The 22,637-nt window shown below is 60.8% G+C and carries 15 protein-coding genes and 1 other RNA gene; 5 read left to right on the forward strand and 11 right to left on the reverse strand.

Annotated elements, in window-relative coordinates:
- Positions 1-32: 32 nt before the first annotated feature.
- Positions 33-974, reverse strand: a complete 942-nt coding sequence (locus tag RHM69_RS12540; RefSeq protein WP_072433664.1) for a DMT family transporter — start codon at positions 972-974, stop codon at positions 33-35.
- Between the two features lie 98 nt (positions 975-1,072).
- Between RHM69_RS12540 and RHM69_RS12545 the strand changes: the two genes are divergently transcribed.
- Positions 1,073-1,936, forward strand: coding sequence for a LysR family transcriptional regulator (locus RHM69_RS12545; RefSeq protein WP_014719456.1), 864 nt, complete (start codon positions 1,073-1,075; stop codon positions 1,934-1,936).
- Positions 1,937-1,954: 18 nt separating this feature from the next.
- Here RHM69_RS12545 and RHM69_RS12550 read toward each other — a convergent pair whose 3' ends face one another.
- The 9 genes from RHM69_RS12550 to RHM69_RS12590 form a co-directional block, all read right to left on the reverse strand.
- A complete protein-coding gene (locus tag RHM69_RS12550; protein WP_014719457.1) occupies positions 1,955-2,545 on the reverse strand; it encodes a hypothetical protein in 591 nt (196 codons plus the stop codon).
- Between the two features lies 1 nt (position 2,546).
- Positions 2,547-3,593 (reverse strand): N-acetylmuramidase family protein, encoded by a 1,047-nt coding sequence (locus RHM69_RS12555; RefSeq protein WP_014719458.1) that lies wholly within the window; start codon positions 3,591-3,593, stop codon positions 2,547-2,549.
- Positions 3,594-3,751: 158 nt separating this feature from the next.
- Positions 3,752-5,713, reverse strand: a complete 1,962-nt coding sequence (locus tag RHM69_RS12560; RefSeq protein ID WP_038451116.1) for a hypothetical protein — start codon at positions 5,711-5,713, stop codon at positions 3,752-3,754.
- Between the two features lie 150 nt (positions 5,714-5,863).
- An RNA gene (ffs, locus tag RHM69_RS12565) (signal recognition particle sRNA small type) lies at positions 5,864-5,960 on the reverse strand.
- A gap of 98 nt (positions 5,961-6,058) precedes the next feature.
- The gene (locus RHM69_RS12570) at positions 6,059-7,225 is read right to left on the reverse strand and encodes a zinc-binding metallopeptidase family protein (protein WP_014719460.1); all 1,167 of its coding nucleotides are present in this window, start codon (positions 7,223-7,225) and stop codon (positions 6,059-6,061) included.
- A gap of 161 nt (positions 7,226-7,386) precedes the next feature.
- Complete coding sequence (gene ligA / locus RHM69_RS12575; protein ID WP_014719461.1) at positions 7,387-9,753, reverse strand: NAD-dependent DNA ligase LigA; 2,367 nt, start codon at positions 9,751-9,753, stop codon at positions 7,387-7,389.
- Positions 9,754-9,840: 87 nt separating this feature from the next.
- Positions 9,841-10,704: a cell division protein ZipA gene (gene zipA / locus RHM69_RS12580; RefSeq protein ID WP_014719462.1), complete on the reverse strand. Its 864-nt coding sequence runs from the start codon at positions 10,702-10,704 to the stop codon at positions 9,841-9,843.
- Between the two features lie 259 nt (positions 10,705-10,963).
- On the reverse strand, positions 10,964-14,452 hold the full coding sequence (gene smc, locus RHM69_RS12585) for a chromosome segregation protein SMC (protein ID WP_200600950.1): 3,489 nt from the start codon (positions 14,450-14,452) through the stop codon (positions 10,964-10,966).
- Positions 14,453-14,454: 2 nt separating this feature from the next.
- Complete coding sequence (locus RHM69_RS12590) at positions 14,455-15,114, reverse strand: GntR family transcriptional regulator (RefSeq protein WP_200600952.1); 660 nt, start codon at positions 15,112-15,114, stop codon at positions 14,455-14,457.
- 279 nt (positions 15,115-15,393) lie between these two features.
- On the opposite strand from RHM69_RS12590, the gene xdhA reads away from it, so the two are divergent.
- The 4 genes from xdhA (at position 15,394) to guaD (ending at position 21,514) form a co-directional block, all read left to right on the forward strand.
- Positions 15,394-16,842 (forward strand): xanthine dehydrogenase small subunit, encoded by a 1,449-nt coding sequence (gene xdhA, locus RHM69_RS12595; protein ID WP_014719465.1) that lies wholly within the window; start codon positions 15,394-15,396, stop codon positions 16,840-16,842.
- The gene (gene xdhB / locus RHM69_RS12600; protein WP_019820507.1) at positions 16,835-19,234 is read left to right on the forward strand and encodes a xanthine dehydrogenase molybdopterin binding subunit; all 2,400 of its coding nucleotides are present in this window, start codon (positions 16,835-16,837) and stop codon (positions 19,232-19,234) included. The genes xdhA and xdhB overlap by 8 nt, the downstream gene beginning before the upstream one ends.
- A gap of 123 nt (positions 19,235-19,357) precedes the next feature.
- Complete coding sequence (gene xdhC, locus RHM69_RS12605; RefSeq protein WP_200600601.1) at positions 19,358-20,197, forward strand: xanthine dehydrogenase accessory protein XdhC; 840 nt, start codon at positions 19,358-19,360, stop codon at positions 20,195-20,197.
- A gap of 12 nt (positions 20,198-20,209) precedes the next feature.
- Entirely contained in the window at positions 20,210-21,514 is a 1,305-nt protein-coding gene (gene guaD / locus RHM69_RS12610) for a guanine deaminase (RefSeq protein WP_014719468.1), read from the forward strand.
- Positions 21,515-21,668: 154 nt separating this feature from the next.
- Here the strand turns inward: guaD and RHM69_RS12615 are convergent, their stop codons facing one another.
- Complete coding sequence (locus tag RHM69_RS12615; protein WP_014719469.1) at positions 21,669-22,433, reverse strand: GntR family transcriptional regulator; 765 nt, start codon at positions 22,431-22,433, stop codon at positions 21,669-21,671.
- Positions 22,434-22,637: the final 204 nt, after the last annotated feature.

Below are 22,637 nucleotides of genomic sequence, written 5' to 3' on the forward strand. Positions count from 1 at the left end.
AGCAAGGGGGAAATTGCATCCGGCACGCTCGTCTAATCTGACGAAGCTTGTTCGATTGGCCTCCCAGAGGGCACCTGAGGACGTTTTGCTGGCACCTTGGAGCGCCAACGCCCTTCCAGACTGATAGCGGCGACGCTGGCCAGCACGACCACTGCGCCCAGCATCACCTGCAGGGTGACGTGCTCGCCAAGCAGCGTGGCGGCCATCAGCATGGCAACCGGTGGAATCAGGTACATCGCCACCGACGCACGACTGACCTCGACGTGCTTCAACACGTAACCCCAGGCCAGATAGGCCAAGGCACTGGGAAAAATACCCAGCACCAGCACGGCGAGATTCTCCCCCATCGGTGCCTGCACGATGGCGGCGGGCAGTCCCGGTAGGTTCACGCACAGCATCAGCGTGCCGGACCACACCATGTAGCACGCCATCGTCAACGGGCTGTAGCGATGGGCGTAATGTCGCTGGATGGCGAAGTACACACTCCATGAGCAGGCCGCCAACAAGATCAGCAAACCCCGTGGGTTGAGATCGCCCATGCCCTGGTCGCCCCAGATCACCACCAGTACGCCAGCCAACCCCAACAGTACGCAACCCCAGCGCCAGGCGCTGACCTGCTCTTTCAAGCAGAAAAACGCGATCAACACACTGAACAACGGCGCCGACTGTGCCAACACACTCGACGCTGCCGCCGTCACCCATTGCTGCCCATGATTGAGACTGGTGTGGTGCAGGAACACTCCGAAAAAGCCCAGCACCAACAACCACGGCAGGTCGCGCAATGGTGGCCGTCCAATTCCCACCCCCCAGGCCACGCCGCCCATGAATACCGACGCGATCAAAAACCGCAGCAGCGCCAATTGGCCGGGGCTATAACTGTGCAACCCCATGTGTACGCCGATGGGCGAATACGCCCAGCAGAGGATGACGCTGGCAATGACTAGCGTAAGCTTCAGAGGTGACGGAGTATTCATCGACAGCATCCACGCAAAAGGAATGCTGCCAGTCTTGGCCCAGGCCAGGCATAGGACAATTAAGCGTTTCTGACTTCTGAAATCATTGGAACTGAGCAATGGAACTGGCCCAACTGAAAATGGTGCGAGCCGTGGCGCAAACCGGCAGCGTGGCCCAGGCGGCACTGCAATTGCACTGTGTGCCGTCCAACATCACCACGCGCATCAAGCAGCTGGAAAGCGAGTTGGGCACGCCGCTGTTTATCCGTGCTGGCCGAGGGCTGGCGATCAGCGCTGCGGGAGAAATCTTCCTGGATTACTGCGAACGTATCCTGGCCTTGGTGGATGAATCCAAACGCGCGGTGGATGCCAGCGCCATTCCCCGTGGCACCTTGCGCATCGGTGCGGTGGAATCCAGTGCCAGCGGGCGCTTGCCGCCGCTGCTGGCGGAATACCACCGGCGTTATCCCAATGTCAGCCTGGAACTGGTCACCGGTGCCTGGGCGCAACTGCTGGACGACCTGCAGCACCACCGCCTGGACGTGGCGCTGGTGGCCGCCGGCGGCAAACGCACGAAGCTGGAACAGAGCGTGGTCTACAGCGAACGCCTGGTGCTGATCGCCAGCGCGTGCAGCGCGCCTATCAATAGCGCCGAAGACTTGGCCGGCCGTACATTGCTGGTATGGCCGCCGGGCTGCCCTTATCGCGCCGCCCTGGAAAACTGGCTCAAGCCCCATAACGTCAAGCCAGCGATTGCCAGCTATGCAAGCTGGGGCACGATCATCGGTTGCGTCAGCGCGGGGATTGGCGTGGCGTTGGCACCCGAGGGGATCCTGGCGCGCTATGAACAGGCCAATCAGTTGGCGTCTTATCGCTTTGAAGCGCTGACGCCCGTGGACAACCTGTTGTTCTGGCATACGGACACCCAGCGGCACCTGGCGCGAGATGCGTTCGCCGGGCTACTGCGCGAGACCTTTGGCTGACTTGCTCGCTCCTACAATTTAGGGCTTCGGGGCAGCCAACCGTGCGTACTGGCCCTGGCTGATCCAGCCCGTGAAAGAGCGGTCGTCAGCGTTGATGAATTCCACCTGCGCCCAACCGTCCTTGAACGCCAGTACGCCCACCACGTCATGCTTGACGATGTAGGGCCGCTTTGCCGCTTTGGCGCCCGGCGTTTTCAACAAATAAGCCTTGTCGGCAGACACCGTCACCAAGCCGATCCATTGTTTGCTGGCGGTCTGGCTCAGCTCCAGGCCGGTGGCGATTTCCGGCATCAGCACATTGATGCAGCCAGGGTGTTGGCGGCCCTGCGCCACGGTCAGGGTCACCCCGTCGGGCGCCGCGGCCACACTGCCTGGGTAGGCAGCGTCCCGCCAGGTGGTGAGCGCTTCGGGCTTGCCTTGCAGGTAGAACGTGCAACCACGGGCCACACCCTCGCCCATCGATTCCTGATAGAACCCCTCGACCTGATGCCCAGGCGTCACCGCCAGCATCAGCCCTTCATATTTACCTGAATGCAACGCCGCCGAGCCGGCCAACGCGGGCGCCACGGCGCACCACGACAACACTCCCATCGCCAGATAACGAATCATCTTATTTCTTCCCTTCAAAGGCTTCGTAGGCTTGTTTCATCAGGACGTCATAGTTGCCGTAATCGTCGCCATTATAGTTTCGGGCCATGGCGGTAAAATCCTTGTTTTTCATCGCGCTCAACAAGGCCGAGTTGTGGCTGCAAAGGCTGAGATAGGCCTTGAGTTGATTACCGGCATTGACCTTCAATGACGCCACGAACTCAAACACCGTCTTGAATCCGCACGCCGCGAAATTGAACCCCATGATTTGAAACATGCCCCAGGAGGCCGACATCAAGGCCGCTTCCTGGTCCAGCGCAAAGGCAGTGGCCATGGTCTCCCAGGCCTTGACCTGATCCTTGTTGTTCGTCTGCCATTGCGGGCCGGCTTTTTTCTTGTAGACATACGACAGCAGCGGCTGCGACTGGTCGTAGATGTGCTTGGTGTACTTGCGAAAGTGGTGCCCTTCAAAGGCGATGATCGGCAACTTGGCAGGCCCGAACCCCACCTTCCCGCCCGACTCCACCGTGGCGAACGCCTTGACCACATTCACCGAAATACCGTTGCCCAATTGCTTGGCGGCGTTCTGGAAATCCGTATCGCTCAAGGTCGTCCCGCCGTCGCAGGTGGACTGCATCATCAACTGCCGGTTACGCCGCTCGGCCTCGATCACCGCACGCACACGGTCCAGGTACACATTGACCGTGGCCTGTACCGCATCGATGTTGTTATTGCCGAAAATGTTGAGAAACGTCGGAATGCGCGTGTTAGGAAAAGCCCGCACCGGCACCTTCAGCGCCTCTTCGATCAGACTGTTGAACGTTCGCCCGGTGGGGTCGATCACGCCATCGGGATGGGCGTACTTGAGATGGCGAAACTGATACTGGCTGATGCACTGCACCAACTGGCCGTCGCACTTGCCGTTTTCCAGCAAGGCAAACCCCATCTTGGGAATGATCAAATTGAATAGATACTGGATGCACTGAACATCGGCGGGCAAGTTGCGGGCTTTGCCGGGCGTCCCTACCGAAGCACTGATAAGACGAGGCAACCCTTGCAGGCTTTTCATGACAGACATCCTTGTGAGTGAAAGAAGCGATAGCACTTCAATATCAAATCCATGCCCTTGTCATACTCTGAAACAAGTGGCCGGCGCAAGCTAACAAGGCGGTCTGCGGGTTGTCCAGAGGGCTTTATGAAAGTTGTGAAACAGCCGGATTAAATCCGTCAGTAACCGAGGGATTCACGGGTCTTTTGATACTTGTGGTAGTCGAGCCACTCGACCACATCGTAGGGCAGGTACAACTGCACCCTGGCCCGTGAAATCGCGATATACACCGCACAGAGTCTTTGATCGAACGCGTAGGCGTCCTGGAACTTCACGTTGGTCAACAGTTCCGGCGTAAGCAATACCCGGTCGAACTCCATGCCGCCCGCATCCTGCGCCAGCATCAACAGGACGCGCTCGTCCGGATGGCCGATCAACCTGTTCAAACGCGTGACATCCGCCACGTTAAAGCCTTTTTCCAGTTCGGCCTCGACCCACAGAAACGCCTCATCGAACTGGCAGGCTTCGCGCACCTGCTGCCAATCGGCCATGTCACTGAAAAACGCATGGGGGCCGAGGTCATTGAACTCATTGCTATAGAAATCGGGTTTGAACAACGCGATGACCGTGTCCATGAAATGCTTGAGCGACTGCTGGGCCTCTTTGCTCGCCAGGCCGAACGCACAACGGGCGTGGCTCAGTTGGATCGCCCACTGCATGGTGTCCCAATGGGAAGCGGTCAACACCACGCAACCTTGCGGGGGTACAAAACCCTGCGGATAAAACTCAATGCCGACATCGGCATCGCGTGCGCCCTCGAAAAGCGATTTGCTTTTTTCCGAGTGCAAGCTGATCAACGGGTTGACCAGGCGCTCGACATTGCGCCCGGAACGCACGGAGTAGCACACGTCGGTATGGCGAACCTCACGGGCGCGTTTGACCACGCCGCCACTGGCCTGCTGATACTCATCCCCCAAAGTGATCAGCACCTGGCGGCCGCGCTCGATGATTTGCAGCAACGGCGCGGGGATGTCCTGGCTCTCATCGATGAGCACGTGGGTATAGCGCTCGGGGACGACGCAGCCTGCAAGGCTGGCGCGCTTGATCATCAACAAGGCTTCAAACCCGGTATGCCGGCCCCAGGCCGGGTTCGCCTCAAGGTAGCCCCACAACCGGCTGGCATATTCGAGCAGCACCCTGGCATCGACGCCGGCGAGCGGTTGCTTGAAATGCGGCAAATGCTGGGCCGACAAGCTGTACTCCCAAGAGCGGCAGTAGGCTTCAAGCACCTTGAGGCACACCTCCACTACCGCTTGCCCTTCCAGGCGACGAAAACCAAAGATATTCAGTTCTTGGGCGAGCGCCTGCTTGGTCGGCACCCTCACCGGCGCATTCAGCGGCTTTGGCCTGGGGCCATGCAATAGAGCATGGGCGAAGTCCTGAAAGGTATGCCCGGCCTTACGCTCCCGCGCTCCCACCATGCGAGCACGCAGGGTTTCGAGTTTTGCCGGGGTGCGTGCCAGCAGCAAGGTCTTTTCCGGGCGCAGGTGCTCCAGCAAGGCCACCAGCAGGTGACTCTTGCCAATGCCTGCGTAGCCTTGCACATGCAGGTCTTCGTTCAGGTTGGCACGGAAGGTTCTGAGCAGCTTGTCCTGCTCGGCGCTCAACCAGCGCTCGCGATGCCTGGGCGTGATCACCTGCTGGCTGAACGGATCATTGGCCTTGAGATGGCGGACTTTATACTCGACGTCCCATTTGCCACTGGGTAACAGGTAGTCCTGCGCCTGGACTTCCTCCTCCAGCAGAAAGCGCAGCTTCAGGCTTTTGACCACATTGAGGCCGAAGTACAGCTTCCTCTGATCGAACAGCCGCTGCGCTTCAGAGAGCAGGGACACACTGGCCGAATGGCGGGCATCGACTGCCCAGTCAATCAGCTTGGCCAACACTTTTTCAGCACCGTTGGCGCTAAGGTCGCTTTCCGGCACCTGCGCCAGGTTCTGGATCACCAACACCGCCGCCAATTGGGGCTCACTCAGGGCTACAAGCGCATCGAAACCCTCACTGCCCAACAACCCCGCACAAGTGTGCTCGGTGATCGGCAAGAAAACAGGGCTGGATAAATTGAAATGTTCCGAGTGCATAGAGCCTCGTAGCCAGGGGAAGAGACGCTTGGGAGTATGCCACTAGACGCGAAATGACCGTCATGCACTGTGCAGGAAGCATCACAGATGACGGGCTGAAAATAACTTGAGATTTAGAAGGGACTGCAGAAGGGAGCGTTATGGAGGCAACCCCACCAGCCACACCCCGGCACACAATGTTCCCGCTGTGGCTGCTGCCTTCCGGCTCTGACCAGGTTCACGGGTAATCGTTGCGGGGGGACCGATGGGGTCACCATAACGACGCTGCCTCTCGGCAAGCCGCGCCATTGTACCCATCTCATCGGAAGTTACAACCGTTGGTTCCGGATTAAAAAATGAGAAGGCTCAAGCACTTGCCATAACCCCATCAGCCCTGCCGCCTTCTTCCTGGATGACCAGGTGAATAAAGTGCAGCTTGGCAATCACCGCGGGCGGCAGCACGAAGGGGTAGAAATCCGGCTGGCCCATGGCGCGGGACAGTTCGTTGAGCATGCCGGCCAGTTCGATCCAGGCATTGACGAAGGAAAGGAATGCCGGGCCGCCAGGGTGTTGCGGGTCGTAGAGCGTGGTCAGCGGGAATGGCTGGTAATCCAGGTCCATCTCGCGGGCGCTCATGCCAAAGCCCAGGGCTGTGTCCACGGCGTCCATCATGTGCAGGTAGTGGGCCCAGGTTTCAGCCCAATCTTCCCAGGGGTGCATGGTGGCGTAGGCGCTCACGCAGGTGAGTTGCCAGTCGGGGCGCGGGCCGTTCTGGTAGTGCTGGTCGAGGGCCTCGGCATAACTGGCGCGTTCGTCGCCGAACAGGTTGCGAAAATGAGGGAGCCAGTGGCTGTTGGCGATCAGGCGGTCCCAGTAGTAATGACCGACTTCATGGCGAAAATGGCCGAGCAAGGTGCGGTACGGCTCGCGCATCTGTACGCGGACTTTTTCGCGGTGGGCGTCATCGGCTTCCTTGATGTCCAGGGTGATCAGCCCATTGGCGTGGCCGGTGGTGGGCGCGTTGCCTTCCAGGTCGATACCGATAAAGTCGAAGGCCAGGCCAGTCTCTTCGTCAACGCTCTTGGGCACCACTTGCAGGCCCAGGCTGATCAGTTGCGCCACCAAGCGGCGCTTGGCGGTTTCGACCTTGCGCCAGCGTTCGGGGTTTTCCGCAATTGATAGGTCAGGAATGGTGCGGTTCAGGCTACAGGCCACGCACAACGGCGCGGTGCTGTGGGCAGGAATCAGCCAGTTGCACGCAGCCGGTGAGTCGAGGTTGGCGCAGCGCCGAAAAGCGCCAGCATCAAGATTGTCGTCGGCCAGCCAAGTACCGACCACCGGCCCAGGTTGCAGGGACGACAGGCGGCTTTGCTGCGGCTGGTAACCCAACGCCGCCTGGCAGGCCAGGCATTGGCTGTTGCGAAAGAACAGCGACTGGCCACACCGGCATCGCCACACCTTGCTGTTGCGCGAGGTTTCGGCCATGAACGGAGCGGCGATGCGCGTGCTGAGTTGCTCGAAGTAGCGGAACATGGCGATCTCTCCCTGGGGTGACAGAGACTAGATCATTTCTCGGGAGAGAACGTTCCCACGCTCCGCGTGGGAATGCCGCCTTGGACGCTCTGCGTCTGCGCGAAGGCCGTGACGCGGAGCGTCACAGGATGCGTTCCCACGCGGAGCGTGGGGACGATCAATCAGACGGTGATGTTGTGCTTGGCCAGGAAGGCGACGAAGGCCTCTTCGTCCAGTACTTTCAGGCCCAGCTCATTGGCCTTGGCCAATTTCGAGCCGGCGCCCGGTCCCGCCACCACGCAGTGGGTTTTCGCCGAAACGGAACCGGCCACCTTGGCCCCCAGGCTTTCGAGCTTGTCCTTGGCCACATCGCGGCTCATCAACTCCAGGGAGCCGGTGAGTACCCAGGTGTGCCCGGCTTCGGGCAAGCCTTCAACGACCTTTTTCTCGCTCTGCCAGTGCATGCCGAAGTCCTTGAGCTGCTGCTCGATGGCCAGGGCATGGTTGGCGTTGTCGGCATTGTCGAAAAACTCCCGTACAGCCTTGGCTTGCTTCTCGGGCAGCGCCTGGCGCATATCGAGCCAGTCAGCCTTGATGATGCCCTCCAGCGAACCGAACTTGTCCGCGAGCTTCTGCGCCGCGCCCGGTCCCACCGAAGGCACGTGCAGCTTGTCGAGCAAACCGCCCAAGGTGGTGCTGGCGGCGAATTCCGCGCTGAGTTCGCCCTGCTCCTGCAATTGCAGGCCGCATTCGTCTGGCGACAACAGCGCGCCAATCACCTGCTGGTTGTGCCCGTCTTCAAAGAAGCTATGGATCTCATGGGCCACTTCCAGCCCAACATCCGGCAAGTACGTCAGCACCTCTGGCAACGCCTTTTGAACACGCTCCAGGGACGCCAGCGAGCGCGCCAGCACCTTGGCCGTCTCCTCGCCCACATCGGGAATGCCCAAGGCGTAGATAAAGCGTGCCAGGGTCGGGGTCTTGCTGTTTTCGATGGCGCTGATCAGCTTCTTGCTGGAGGTATCGGCAAAGCCTTCCAGGTCGATGATCTGTTCGTATTTGAGCTTGTAGAGATCGGCCGGCGAGCCGATGAGCTGTTCATCCACCAGTTGCTCGATGGTCTTGTCGCCCAGGCCGTCGATGTCCATGGCCCGGCGCGAGACGAAATGAATGATGGCCTGCTTGAGTTGCGCACCGCAGGCCAGACGCCCGACGCAACGGTACACCGCGCCTTCGCTGACGGTTTCCTTGCCCTTACTGCGCTTGACCAACTGCGTGCGCTCCACATGGGAACCGCACACCGGGCAATTTTGCGGGATCTGCACAGCGCGGGCGTTTTCCGGGCGGCGTTCGGTGACCACCGAGACCACCTGCGGAATCACATCACCGGCGCGGCGGATGATCACGGTGTCACCGATCATCAGCCCCAAGCGTGCCACTTCGTCCATGTTGTGCAGGGTGGCATTGGACACGGTCACACCGGCCACCTTGACCGGCTTGAGGCGCGCCACCGGCGTGACCGCACCGGTGCGGCCGACCTGGAATTCCACGTCGAGCAGCTCGGTGAGTTCTTCCATGGCCGGGAATTTGTGCGCGATCGCCCAGCGCGGCTCGCGGGCACGGAAGCCCAGTTCACGCTGGTAGGCAATGCTGTTGACCTTGAACACCACGCCGTCGATTTCATAGCCCAGCGCATTGCGGCGCTCGCCGATGTCGCGGTAGTAGTCCAGGCATTCCTGGATGCCCTTGGCCAGCTTCAACTCGTGGCTGATCGGCATGCCCCACTTCTGCAACTGCTTGAGGTTGCCGATATGGGTGTCGCTGATATCCGCGGTCACCTGGCCGATGCCATAGCAGCAGAACTCCAGCGGGCGACTGGCGGTGATCTTCGAATCCAGTTGGCGCAAGCTGCCCGCCGCAGCGTTGCGCGGGTTGGCGAAGGTCTTGCCGCCCACTTCCAGTTGCGAGGCGTTCAACCGCTCGAAACCGGCCTTGGACATGAACACTTCACCGCGCACTTCCAGGGTGGCTGGCCAGCCCGCGCCGTGCAGTTTCAGAGGGATATTGCGCACGGTGCGCACGTTGACGCTGATGTCCTCGCCCGTGGTACCGTCGCCCCGGGTGGCACCGCGCACCAGCTCGCCATCCTGGTACAACAGGCTGACCGCCAGGCCATCCAGCTTCGGCTCGCAGCTGTATTCCACCGCCGCGCCAGCGCCAAACAGATCGCCCACCGGCAGGTCAAGGCCCTCGGTGACCCGGCGATCAAACTCCAGCATGGTGGTTTCATCGAAGGCGTTGCCCAGGCTGAGCATCGGGATCTCGTGCTTGACCTGGGTGAACGCCGACAATGCCGCACTGCCGACCCGCTGCGTCGGCGAATCACGCGTCACCAGTTCCGGGTGCTCGGCCTCCAGGGCTTTGAGCTCGTGGAACAGGCGGTCGTATTCGGCGTCCGGGATGCTCGGCTCGTCGAGGACGTGGTAGCGGTAGTTATGCTGATCCAGTTCAGCGCGCAGTTCGAGGATGCGGGTATGGGCGGCGGTCATGGGTGTTCTCTCATAAAGCAAAAGAGCAGCCGAAGCTGCTCAATATGTTAGTGCACGGATTCTACAGACAACGCTTAAGATCGTTCCTCAGCGTTTCTGTGTCAGGGCGCGACGCTCGAACTCGACGATGCGCTGACGGTAGTGTTCGATGGTCTGGGCGGTGAGCACGCTGCGTTGGTCGTCCTTGAGCTCGCCGTTGAGTTCCTGGGACAGCTTGCGGGCGGCGGCCACCATCACGTCGAACGCTTGTTTGGGGTGACGCGGGCCTGGCAGACCAAGGAAGAAACTCACCGCCGGGGTGCTGAACAGGTCGATATCGTCCAGATCGAACGTGCCCGGCTTGACCGCGTTGGCCATGGAGAACAGCACTTCGCCGTTACCGGCCATGCTTTCGTGACGATGGAATATATCCATCTCGCCAAAACGCAGGCCGCTTTCGAGGATGTTCTGCAAGAGTGCCGGGCCTTTGAAACCGCCGGCGTCGCGGCAGATCACGCTGATGACCAGCACTTCTTCGGCAGCCGGCTGATCGTTCACCGATTGGCGCGACGCGCTTTTGGTCGCGGTCTCGTCCGGGAAATCATCATCACGGCTGCTGAAGCTCGGGCCGTCGTCAACGTCGAGGTTCAGGTCGCCCTGGTGTGGCTCGGCAACCGCCGCGCCACCACGCTTGCCGCGCTTGGAGGACGGTTCGCGGGCTTCACGCAGCGGGGCGCTCATCGACGGCAGGTCGTGCTCGTCCAGTTGCGGCTCTTTATGGGTATCCAGCACACGGGGCGGCCCAAGCAGCTCGGCGGCGCCGTCGTCGTCAGGCAAGTTGGACAGGTTTCGGTCCAGACGGAACTTGAGCTTGCCCTTGCCACCGCGCATACGGCGCCAGCCATCGAAAAGAATACCGGCAATGACAATGATGCCGATGACGATCAGCCACTCGCGCAGACCGATTTCCATGTAATCCCGTGCCTCTAATAAAAAATGCTGAAAAATAAGGGGTTTAGCACCGTGCAAACCGCTTTAAAACGTGGCGCCAACTCTATGTTCTGACTGACGTTTTGCCCACGCACACGAAAAATTGACATTAAACTAGCACGACCAAAGATAACTTTACACCGTCTGTCAAAATGCCTTGAACAAATATGTCCATTTGCCACTTTCCCCAGACCGGTAAATCGCGCTACAGCGTGCTGTAAATTCTCTCTCCCGGCGTGGTTCAGGATTCCACCATCGCCATCGCCTCTTCCACATCCACCGCGACCAATCGCGAACAGCCCGGCTCATGCATCGTCACCCCCATCAACTGGTCGGCCATTTCCATGGCGATCTTGTTGTGGGTGATATAGATGAACTGCACCGTCTGGGACATCTCTTTGACCAACCGAGCGTAGCGTCCAACGTTAGCGTCATCCAGCGGCGCGTCAACCTCGTCGAGCATGCAGAACGGCGCCGGGTTCAACTTGAAGATGGCAAATACCAGGGCCAATGCGGTCAGGGCTTTCTCGCCGCCGGACAACAAATGGATGGTGCTGTTCTTCTTGCCCGGAGGCCGCGCCATGATTGTCACCCCTGTATCGAGTAGATCTTCGCCCGTCAGTTCCAAGTAGGCGCTGCCACCACCGAAAACTTTTGGGAATAACGCCTGTAAACCGCCATTAATCTGATCAAAGGTATCTTTGAAGCGGTTGCGGGTTTCCTTGTCGATCTTGCGGATCACGTTTTCCAGGGTGTCCAGGGCTTCAATCAGATCAGCGTCCTGGGCATCCAGATAACGTTTACGCTCGGACTGCTGCTGGTACTCATCGATAGCGGCGAGGTTGATCGCGCCCAGGCGTTGAATACGTGCGGCAATCCGTTCAAGTTCTTCTTCGGCGTCTTTCTCGTTGGCCTGGGCGGTCAGGGTGTTGAGCACGCCGTGCAGGTCATAGCCGTCTTCCAGCAATTGGTCTTGCAAGGTCTTGCGGCGCACGGTGAGGGCTTGCCATTCCATACGCTGTTGTTCGAGCTGGCCGCGGATCAACTGGGATTGCTGCTCGGCCATGGTGCGACGCTTTTCGGCGTCGCGCAGTTCGCGGTCTGCGTCTTCCAGGGCGATCTGTGCGGTCTTGAGTTCGACGTCGACGGTCATGCGCTTATCGAGCAATTCCTCAAGCTTGAGGCGCAGCTCTTCCAGCGGCGCCTCGCCCTCCTCCAGGTTGAGGCTCAGTTGCTCGCGCTTTTCGGTCAGGCGTTCGGACTGCATCTCCAGGCGCTCAAGGGCCTGGCGCGTGGAATCATGCTGGGCGCGCAACGAGCCCAAGCGTACGGCCAACTGATGGGCGTGGTCCTTGTGCTGCCGGGCTTCCTGGCGCACGCGGTCAAGGCGCTCACGCAGGCTGTCGCGCTGGGCCAGCAGCAACTCGCGCTGTTCGGTGTCCAGGGCCATGCTGTCGAGGGCTTCCTGCAAGTGCAGGCGCGCTTCACCGATCTGTTCGTGTTCCAGGGCGCGCTGTTCGCCCATCTCGGCCACTTCTTCGTCAAGACGGGTGCGGCGCAGGGTCAATTGCTCCACCTTGGCCCTGCTCGCAGACAACTGGGCTTTCAATTCGCCTTGTTGGCGCGCTTCGTCCTGCAACAGCCGACGCAGGTGTTCGCGGCCGGTTTCCTGCTGGCGCTGGGTAGCGCGCAGGGTTTGCAGTTCGGTTTCCAGGCTTTCCAGTGTGGCTTCGCGTTCTTCACGCTCAGCGCTCAGGTTGACGATTTCCTGGCCACGGGCCAATACGCCACTTTCCGCCTCACTGGCGCGGCGCACGCGCAGGAAGTGGCGGCCGACCCAATAACCATCGCGGCTGATCAAGCTTTCGCCGGCCGCCAATTGGCCGCGTTGGGCCAAGGCTTGCTCAAGGGTCTCCACGGGCCTGACCTGACCCAGCCAGGGCGACAGATCCATCGCCGCCTCGACCTTGTCCAGCAAACTACCCGGCACCCGCGCACCCTCGGGCGCCGGGCTGAGCAGGCGCAAATCGCCCTGGGCAAACCCGGCCAGGTCGAAGCCGCCGAAATCATCCACCAGCACCGCTTGCAGATCGGCGCCCAGCACGGTTTCCACCGCCAATTCCCAGCCGGCTTCGACTTTCAAGCCTTCGGCCAGGCGTGGGCGTTCGGCCAAATGCTGGTCGCGCAGCCATTCGGCGGTGCCGGTACCGGGGTCGAGCGCGGCTTGCTGCAAGGCCTCCAGCGAAGCCAACCGACCATTGAGCCGCTGCAAGTCGCCCTGGGCTTGCTGCTGCGCCTGGGTCGCGGTGTGCAATTGCTGACGCAGTTGCTCCAGGCGCTCCACTTGCTGCTCTTCGCTGGCCTCCAGCTCTTCCAGGGTCATTTCGCTTTCGGCCAGTTGTTCGCTCAGCGCCATGATCGCCGCGTCTTCCGGGTCGGCGGCGAGCAGTACGCGCTCTTCCTGCAGCCGGCGCTGGCGCTCGGCCAGGCGTTCCATGCTGGTTTCCAGCTGCTGGATGCGCGACTGCTGCACCTCGGCCTGGCGGCGTGGCTCGGCGGATCGCAGGTTGAAGGCGTCCCACTGCTCCTGCCAGCCGTGCATGGTGGCTTCGGATTCTTCCAGGGCGGCGGCGGCCTCTTCGGCGGCGGCGCTGGTGATTTCCTGCTCGGGGGTGAGCATGTCCAGCTCTTCGCCCAAGGTCAGCAGCAAGGTACGGTCATGGCCCAGGTGCGATTCGGTTTCCAGGCGTGCGCGTTCGGCTTCCTTCAAGTCATCCTGCAACTGGCGCAAACGCTGCTGGCCGTGCTGGATACTCTGCTCGACCCGGGCAATGTCACCGCCCACCGAATAGAAGCGGCCTTGCACCAGATTGAAGCGTTCGGACAACTCATGGTGACCGTCACGCAGGCGCTCAATGCTGGCGTCGGCATTGCGCTGCTCGGCCACCAGCGCTTCAAAGCTGACTTCCTGGGTGCCAATAATCGCTTCGCGCTGGCCCACCTGGTCATTCAAGGCCTGCCAGCGCAGGGCCGACAGTTGCGCCTTGAGCTGGCGCTCTTCGCCCTTGTATTCCTGATACTTCTCGGCGGCCTGCGCCTGGCGGTGCAGGCGTTCGAGCTGGCGCTCCAGCTCTTCGCGCAGGTCGGTCAGGCGGGCGAGGTTTTCGTGGGTGCGACGGATACGGTTTTCAGTCTCGCGACGGCGCTCCTTGTACTTGGAGATGCCGGCCGCTTCTTCGATAAAGTTACGCAGGTCTTCGGGCTTGGCTTCGATCAGCTTGGAGATCATGCCCTGCTCGATGATCGAATAGCTGCGCGGGCCCAGGCCGGTGCCGAGGAAAATATCGGTGATATCGCGACGGCGACACTTGGTGCCGTTGAGGAAGTAGCTGTTCTGGCTGTCGCGGGTGACTTTACGACGGATGGAAATTTCCGCGTAGGCGGCGTATTCGCCGATCAGGGTGCCGTCGGAGTTATCGAATACCAGTTCGATACTGGCCTGGCTCACCGGCTTGCGGCTGGTGGAGCCGTTGAAAATGACGTCGGTCATCGACTCGCCGCGCAGGTTTTTCGCCGAGCTCTCGCCCATCACCCATCGCACGGCGTCGATGATGTTCGACTTGCCGCAGCCATTGGGCCCCACCACCGCCGCCATGTTGCTGGGGAAGTTGACGGTGGTGGGGTCGACGAAGGATTTGAACCCCGCCAACTTGATGCACTTGAGCCGCACGCTTAGGCGTCCGCCAAGGCTGCGATGACCAGCGAACTGCTGCGCTGGCAATAGGCTGTGAGCACCAGGCGAATCTGCACCAGGTCACGGGCCAGTACTGCGGCGAGCAATTGCTCGAACAGCGCCAGGAACTCGCTCATGGACGCCTTGCGCTGATCCAGGGCCAGGTAATAAGCGCGGTTCATCGCCGGCTGCAGGTTTTCGACGGTTTCCTGCAAATAAGGGTTGTTGGCGAAGGGGTACGCGGCGCGCATCACGCTGAAGCTTTCTTCGACGAAAGCGCGGATGTCCTCACGCTCCAGGCTAAATTGAAGGCGTTGCTGGATCTGCAGAAACGGCGCCATGTCGGCCTGGGTCTGCCAACCTTCGGCAACCGCATTGCCGAGCAGGATGTACATCTCGCCCATCAACGTACACAGGCTCTGCACCTTGTGCGCGGTAAGTTCGGTGACGTGAGCGCCACGGCGCGGCAGGATCGCAATCAAATGGCGGCGCTCAAGGATCAGCAAAGCTTCGCGCACGGAACCACGGCTGACGTTGAGCGCCAGCGTGACCTTCTGTTCCTGGATCCGCTCCCCAGGCTTGAGATCGCCGCGAATGATACGTTCGGCGAGGTGGTGAGCAATTTGCTCGGCGAGACTGTCCGGCGCCTTGAACGTCATGTTTTCCCTTCAAAATCTTCTATCAGTACAAGCGCGGCAGTGTAGCGCATTGGCCCGCTGATGGCGCTACGCCCACCGTGGCGAATTTGGCATGAAATAAGCAAAGTTGAAGCCTGTAAGCCGCCAAAAACGCCGGTTCCAGAAGACTGGACCATAATTGAAAGTGTTGCGACCGCATTTTCTTGACCCTTAGGTCAGAAAACCATTGACCGAAAAGTCATACATGACTAGATTCGGCGCAAAGCGGTTAACAACAATAATGAGTCTGCGAGGCCTTCCGTGATCCAGTTTTTACTTAACCAGGAACTCCGTAGCGAGCACGCCCTGGACCCCAACCTGACCGTGCTCAACTATCTGCGCGAGCATGTGGGCAAACCCGGTACCAAGGAAGGCTGCGCCAGCGGCGACTGTGGCGCGTGCACCGTGGTGGTCGGCGAGCTGCACACCGACGAGCAAGGCGCCGAGCAGATTCGTTACCGCAGCCTCAATTCCTGCCTGACGTTCGTGTCGTCGCTGCACGGCAAACAACTGATCAGCGTTGAAGACCTCAAGCACAAGGGTCAACTGCACAGCGTGCAACAGGCCATGGTCGAGTGCCATGGCTCACAATGCGGCTTTTGCACCCCGGGCTTCGTGATGTCGCTGTTTGCCCTGCAAAAGAACAGCGACGCCCCCGACAGCCACAAAGCCCATGAAGCCCTGGCCGGCAACCTGTGCCGCTGCACCGGTTATCGCCCGATTCTCGCCGCCGCCGAACAGGCCTGCTGCAACAAGCCCCTGGATCAATTCGACAGCCGCCAGGCTGAAACCATCGCCCGCCTCAAGGCTATCGCGCCGACCCAGACCGGCGAACTCAACAGTGGTGACAAGCGCTGCCTGGTGCCACTGACCGTTGCCGACCTGGCCGACCTCTATGACGCCTACCCACAAGCCCGGCTGCTGGCCGGCGGCACTGACCTGGCGCTGGAAGTCACCCAGTTCCACCGCACCCTGCCGGTGATGATCTACGTCGGCAACATTGAAGCCATGAAGCGCATCGAGCAGTTCGACGACCGCCTGGAAATCGGCGCGGCCACCGCCCTCTCCGACTGCTACGCCGCGCTGCACCATGAATACCCGGACTTCGGCGAACTGCTGCAACGCTTCGCCTCCCTGCAAATTCGCAACCAAGGCACCCTGGGCGGCAATATCGGCAACGCTTCGCCGATTGGTGACTCGCCGCCGCTGCTGATTGCCCTGGGCGCGCAGATCGTACTGTGCAAGGGCAACACCCGCCGCACCCTGGCGCTGGAAGACTATTTCATCGACTACCGCGTCACCGCGCGCCAGGACAGCGAGTTCATCGAGACCATCATCGTGCCCAAGGGCCACACGCTGTTCCGGGCCTACAAGGTGTCCAAGCGCCTGGACGACGATATTTCCGCCGTATGCGCAGCGTTCAACCTGAAGATCGACAACGGCGTGGTCAGCGAAGCGCGCGTTGCGTTCGGCGGCATGGCCGCCACGCCAAAACGCGCAACCCGCTGCGAGGCTGCGCTGGTAGGCGCCACTTGGAATGCGGCCACGGTAGAAAAAGCCTGCACCGCCCTGGCCGGCGACTTCACCCCACTGTCGGACTTCCGCGCCAGCAAGGAATACCGCCTGCTCAGCGCGCAGAACCTGCTGCGCAAATACTTCATCGAACTGCAAACGCCGCACATCGAGACTCGGGTGACCGCTTATGTCTAACCATCACGCCGTGGTAAAAACCCAGGCCGAACTTGCCGCACTGTTTGCCCAGGACCTCACCACCGGAGTCGGGCGCAGCGTCAAGCATGACAGCGCCGCCAAACACGTCAGCGGTGAAGCACAGTACATCGACGACCGCCTGGAATTTCCCAACCAGTTGCACCTGTATGCGCGCATGTCGGACCGCGCCCACGCCCGGATCATCAGCATCGACACCGCGCCCTGCTACGCCTTCGACGGCGTGCGCATTGCAATCACCCATGAAGACGTACCGGGCCTGAAAGACATCGGCCCGTTGATGCCCGGCGACCCACTGCTGGCCATCGACACCGTTCAGTTCGTCGGCCAGGTGGTGCTGGCCGTGGCCGCCCGCGACCTGGAGACCGCACGCAAGGCGGCAATGGCGGCGGTGATCGAATATGAAGACCTGGAGCCAGTGCTGGATGTGGTCGAGGCGTTTCGCAACAAGCACTTCGTGCTCGACAGCCACACCCACCAACGCGGCGACTCGGCCACTGCGCTGGCAAGCGCCAAGCATCGCATACAGGGCACCTTGCATATCGGCGGCCAGGAACACTTTTATCTGGAAACCCAGATCTCATCGGTGATGCCCACCGAAGACGGCGGCATGATCGTCTACTGCTCCACGCAAAACCCCACCGAAGTGCAGAAGCTGGTGGCCGAAGTGCTGGATGTGTCGATGAACAAGATCGTGGTCGACATGCGCCGCATGGGCGGTGGTTTTGGCGGCAAGGAAACCCAGGCCGCCAGCCCGGCGTGCCTGTGCGCCGTGGTGGCGCGCCTCACTGGCCAGCCGACCAAGATGCGCCTGCCACGGGTCGAAGACATGCTGATGACCGGCAAGCGCCACCCCTTCTATATCGAATACGACGTAGGGTTTGACGACAACGGCCGACTGCACGGCATCAACCTGGAACTGGCGGGTAACTGCGGTTGTTCGCCGGACCTGTCCAACTCGATTGTCGACCGCGCCATGTTCCACGCCGACAACTCGTATTACCTGGGCGACGCCACGGTCAACGGCCATCGCTGCAAGACCAATACCGCCTCCAACACGGCCTATCGCGGCTTCGGCGGCCCGCAGGGCATGGTCGCCATCGAAGAGGTGATGGACGCCATCGCCCGCCATCTAGGCCAAGACCCGCTGGCGGTGCGCAAGGCCAACTACTACGGCAAGACCGAGCGCAACGTTACCCACTACTACCAGACCGTCGAGCACAACATGCTCGAAGAAATGACCGCCGAGCTTGAGGCCAGCAGCCAATACGCAGAGCGCCGCGAAGCGATCCGCCTGTACAACGCCCACAGCCCGATCCTGAAAAAAGGCCTGGCGCTGACCCCGGTGAAATTCGGTATTTCGTTCACCGCCAGTTTCCTCAACCAGGCCGGCGCGCTGATCCATATCTACACCGATGGCAGCATCCACCTGAACCACGGCGGCACCGAGATGGGCCAGGGCTTGAATACCAAGGTCGCGCAAGTCGTGGCCGAGGTATTCCAGGTAGAAATCGACCGCGTCCAGATCACCGCCACCAACACCGACAAGGTACCCAACACCTCGCCCACCGCTGCCTCCAGCGGCGCCGACCTGAACGGCAAGGCCGCGCAGAATGCGGCCGAAACCATCAAGCAGCGCCTGGTGGAATTTGCGGCGCGCAAGTACGACGTAAGCGAGGCGGACGTGGAGTTTCGCAACGGCCATGTGCGCGTGCGCGAGCAGATCCTGAGCTTCGAGGCGTTGATCCAGCAGGCGTATTTCGCCCAGGTGTCGCTCTCCAGCACAGGTTTCTACAAAACCCCGAAAATTTTCTACGACCGCAGCCAGTCACGCGGGCGGCCGTTCTACTACTACGCGTTCGGCGCGGCCTGCTGCGAAGTGATCGTCGACACCCTGACCGGCGAATACAAAATGCTGCGCACCGACATCCTGCATGACGTGGGCGCCTCGCTGAACCCGGCCATCGACATCGGCCAGGTGGAAGGCGGCTTCATCCAGGGCATGGGCTGGCTGACCATGGAAGAGCTGGTATGGAACAACAAAGGCAAGCTGATGACCAACGGCCCGGCCAGCTACAAGATCCCGGCAGTGGCCGACATGCCGCTGGACCTGCGGGTGAAGCTGGTAGAGAACCGCAAGAACCCGGAAGACACGGTGTTCCATTCCAAGGCCGTGGGCGAGCCGCCGTTCATGCTGGGGATTGCGTCGTGGTGTGCGATCAAGGACGCGGTGGCGAGTTTGGCTGACTATCGCCAGCAGCCCAAGATCGATGCGCCGGCCACGCCCGAGCGGGTGTTGTGGGGGTGTGAGCAGATGCGGCAGTTGCGGGCGGCGAAGGCTGTCGAGGCTGACACTGAATTGGCTTCGCTCTAGACCCAGGCGCTGCCATCGCGGGCAAGCCCGGCTCCCACATTTTGAGGTGCTAACCCGATCAAATGTGGGAGCTGGCTTGCCTGCGATAGCGGCCGAACTAACAGCAGAAATGTTGAGGTAGACATGGACAACTGGATCAGCGCCCTCGCCACCCTGCACAACCAGGGCGAACCCTGCGTGCTCGTCACCATCATCGAGGAACTCGGCTCAACCCCGCGCAACGCCGGTTCCAAGATGGTCATTAGCGCCGCGCACACCTTCGACACCATCGGCGGCGGGCACCTGGAATACAAGGCGATGCAGATCGCCCGAGACATGTTGGTGCGCGGCCAGCAGAACACTCATCTGGAGCGCTTCAGCCTCGGCGCCAGCCTGGGCCAGTGCTGCGGTGGCGTCACCGTGCTGTTGTTCGAGCCCATGGGCCAGGCGCAGGCGCACATCGCCGTGTTTGGCGCCGGCCATGTCGGCCGTGCGTTGGTGCCATTGCTGGCAAGCCTGCCCTGCCGGGTGCGCTGGATCGATTCCCGCGAGCAGGAATTCCCGCAGCACATCCCCCAAGGCGTGCGTAAAATCGTCAGCGAAGAGCCGGTCGACGAAATTGCCGACTTGCCAGCAGGCAGTTACTGCATCGTCATGACCCACAACCACGCGCTGGACCTGGAACTGACTGCCGCCCTGCTCAAGCGCAACGACTTCGCCTACTTCGGCCTGATTGGCTCGAAAACCAAGCGGGTCAAATTCGAACACCGCCTGCGTGATCGCGGCTTTGACGCCGCGCAATTGCAACGCATGCGCTGCCCCATGGGCCTCTCCGAGGTCAAGGGCAAGCTCCCGGTGGAGATCGCCATCTCCATCGCCGGCGAAATCATTGCCACCTATAACGCCAATTTCGGCCAGCACCTTGCCGGCGCCGAACCTATTGCCAAACTGCTGCCGGCTTCACGCCGCAGCCAAGCTATCTAAATCGAGACGATCATGCCTTTGACTCGCAAAGCCTACCGTGCCGCCATCCTGCACAGCATCGCCGACCCTGCCGTGGTCGGGATCGAAGCCTCCTATGAATATTTCGAGGACGGCCTGCTGGTGATCGACAACGGCCAGATCAGCGCCCTTGGTCACGCCAGCGACCTGCTGCCGAGCCTGCCCGCCGATATCGACATCACCCATTACCAGGACGCGCTGATTACCCCTGGCTTGATCGACACCCATATCCACCTGCCACAGACCGGGATGGTCGGCGCCTATGGCGAGCAACTGCTGGACTGGCTCAACACCTACACCTTCCCTTGTGAAAGCCAGTTTGCCGACAAGGCTCACGCCGAAGAAGTCGCGGATATTTTCATCAAGGAGTTGCTGCGCAACGGCACCACCACAGCGCTGGTGTTCGGCAGCGTGCACCCGCAATCGGTGAATGCATTCTTTGAAGCGGCCGAGAAACTCGACCTGCGCATGATTGCCGGCAAGGTGATGATGGACCGCAACGCGCCTGATTACCTGACCGACACCGCCGAATCCGGCTACCAGGAAAGCAAGGCGCTGATCGAACGCTGGCACGGCAAGGGGCGCCTGCATTACGCGGTGACGCCACGCTTCGCCCCTACGAGTACGCCGGAGCAATTGACGCTGGCTGGTCAGTTGCTGGGCGAATACCCGGATTTGTACATGCAGACCCACATCAGCGAAAACAAGCAGGAAATCGAGTGGGTCAATGAGCTGTTCCCGGAGCGCAACGGCTACCTGGATGTCTACGACCACTACAAGCTGCTCGGCGAGCGCTCGGTGTTTGCCCACGGCGTACACCTGTGCGATGACGAATGCGCACGGCTGGCAGAGACCGGCTCGGCAGTCGCGTTCTGCCCGACGTCGAACTTCTTCCTCGGCAGTGGTCTGTTCAACCTGCCGATGGCCGAAAAACACAACTTGAACGTGGGCCTGGGCACCGACGTGGGCGGCGGCACCAGCTTCTCGCTGCTGCAAACCCTGAACGAAGCCTACAAGGTCATGCAACTGCAAGGTGCGCGGCTGAGCCCGTTCAAGTCGCTGTACCTGGCCACCCTGGGCGGCGCTCGAGCGCTGCGCCTGGAAGACAAGATCGGCACGTTGCAACCAGGCACCGATGCAGACTTCCTGGTATTGGATTACAACGCCACGCCGCTGCTGAGCTACCGCCTGAAACAGGCCAATAACATTGCCGAGACGTTGTTTGTACTGATGACGTTGGGGGATGACCGGACGGTGCTGCAAACCTATGCAGCCGGGCAGCTCGTTCACCAGCGCTGATCTCAGAGCCCCCCACAAAACCAATGTGGGAGGGGCTTGTGTGGGAGCCGGGCTTGCCCGCGATAGCATCACCGCGGTATGTCAGTTACACCGCGGTGATGCTATCGCAGGCAAGCCAGCTCCCACACAAGCCAGCTCCCACATTTGATTGGATTTACAACTTTACAGACGAACGCCCAGGTTTTTTAGTCTGTAAAAGGTGCGAAAACACCGCATGCAAATCATCCGACGCACTCTCTTCATCGAGGTTGAGCTTGCTGTCGATGTGATCCATGTGATGCATCATCAAGTTCACCGCCAACGTCGCATCCCGGGCTTCGATCGCGTCGATCAACTGGGTGTGCTCATCGTAGGAACAGTGCGAGCGGTTGCCGCTTTCATACTGGGCGATGATCAATGACGTCTGGGACACCAGGCTGCGCTGGAAGCTGATCAGCGGCGCGTTCTTCGCGGCTTCGGCCAGCTTCAAGTGGAACTCGCCAGAGAGACGGATACCGGCGCCACGGTCACCGCGCGAGAAGCTGTCGCGCTCGTCGTTGACCATCTGGCGCAACTCGGCCAACTGCTCGGCCGTGGCGTGCTGCACCGCCAATTCTGTGATCGCCCGCTCCACCAGGCGCCTGGCCATGAACACCTGGCGTGCTTCTTCGACGCTTGGGCTGGCAACCACCGCACCGCGATTGGGCCGCAGCAGTACCACGCTTTCATGGGCCAGGCGCGACAGCGCGCGGCGAATGATGGTGCGGCTCACGCCGAAGATCTCGCCCAGTGCCTCTTCACTCAATTTGGTTCCGGGCGCCAGGCGTTGTTCAAGGATCGCCTCGAAGATATGCGCATAGACGATATCGTCCTGGGTTCCGCTGCGACCGGCCTTGCCGGCTCGCGGTTGTTTCTTGAGAGGTTGCAACTGTTCGTTCATGGGCACTCGGGTTTGAGAACGGCGAATTAACGGTAATACGGCAACAGCGTGTCGCTGGCAAGTATCACCTAAAAACAGCGCACATTGTACACAACCCACTGCGCCAACACACTGTACGGCTGTTTGCGGGCTCGGCTGTATTGCAATGACTCGTTACGTTTGAGTTTAGGCTTGAATCAGAGCCGCCAGCGGCAAATTCCCGGC

Origin of the sequence: Pseudomonas sp. CCI1.1 (assembly GCF_034348165.1) — a bacterium.
Lineage (GTDB): Bacteria > Pseudomonadota > Gammaproteobacteria > Pseudomonadales > Pseudomonadaceae > Aquipseudomonas > Aquipseudomonas paracarnis.

Excerpts from the sequence above, each read along its gene's own strand:
- RHM69_RS12540 (WP_072433664.1), bottom strand. The coding sequence starts at position 974 with ATGAATACTCCGTCACCTCTGAAGCTTACGCTAGTCATTGCCAGCGTC.
- RHM69_RS12545 (WP_014719456.1), top strand. The coding sequence starts at position 1,073 with ATGGAACTGGCCCAACTGAAAATGGTGCGAGCCGTGGCGCAAACCGGC.
- RHM69_RS12550 (WP_014719457.1), bottom strand. The coding sequence starts at position 2,545 with ATGATTCGTTATCTGGCGATGGGAGTGTTGTCGTGGTGCGCCGTGGCG.
- RHM69_RS12555 (WP_014719458.1), bottom strand. The coding sequence starts at position 3,593 with ATGAAAAGCCTGCAAGGGTTGCCTCGTCTTATCAGTGCTTCGGTAGGG.
- RHM69_RS12560 (WP_038451116.1), bottom strand. The coding sequence starts at position 5,713 with ATGCACTCGGAACATTTCAATTTATCCAGCCCTGTTTTCTTGCCGATC.
- RHM69_RS12570 (WP_014719460.1), bottom strand. The coding sequence starts at position 7,225 with ATGTTCCGCTACTTCGAGCAACTCAGCACGCGCATCGCCGCTCCGTTC.
- ligA (WP_014719461.1), bottom strand. The coding sequence starts at position 9,753 with ATGACCGCCGCCCATACCCGCATCCTCGAACTGCGCGCTGAACTGGAT.
- zipA (WP_014719462.1), bottom strand. The coding sequence starts at position 10,704 with ATGGAAATCGGTCTGCGCGAGTGGCTGATCGTCATCGGCATCATTGTC.
- RHM69_RS12590 (WP_200600952.1), bottom strand. The coding sequence starts at position 15,114 with ATGACGTTCAAGGCGCCGGACAGTCTCGCCGAGCAAATTGCTCACCAC.
- xdhB (WP_019820507.1), top strand. The coding sequence starts at position 16,835 with ATGTCTAACCATCACGCCGTGGTAAAAACCCAGGCCGAACTTGCCGCA.
- xdhC (WP_200600601.1), top strand. The coding sequence starts at position 19,358 with ATGGACAACTGGATCAGCGCCCTCGCCACCCTGCACAACCAGGGCGAA.
- guaD (WP_014719468.1), top strand. The coding sequence starts at position 20,210 with ATGCCTTTGACTCGCAAAGCCTACCGTGCCGCCATCCTGCACAGCATC.
- RHM69_RS12615 (WP_014719469.1), bottom strand. The coding sequence starts at position 22,433 with ATGAACGAACAGTTGCAACCTCTCAAGAAACAACCGCGAGCCGGCAAG.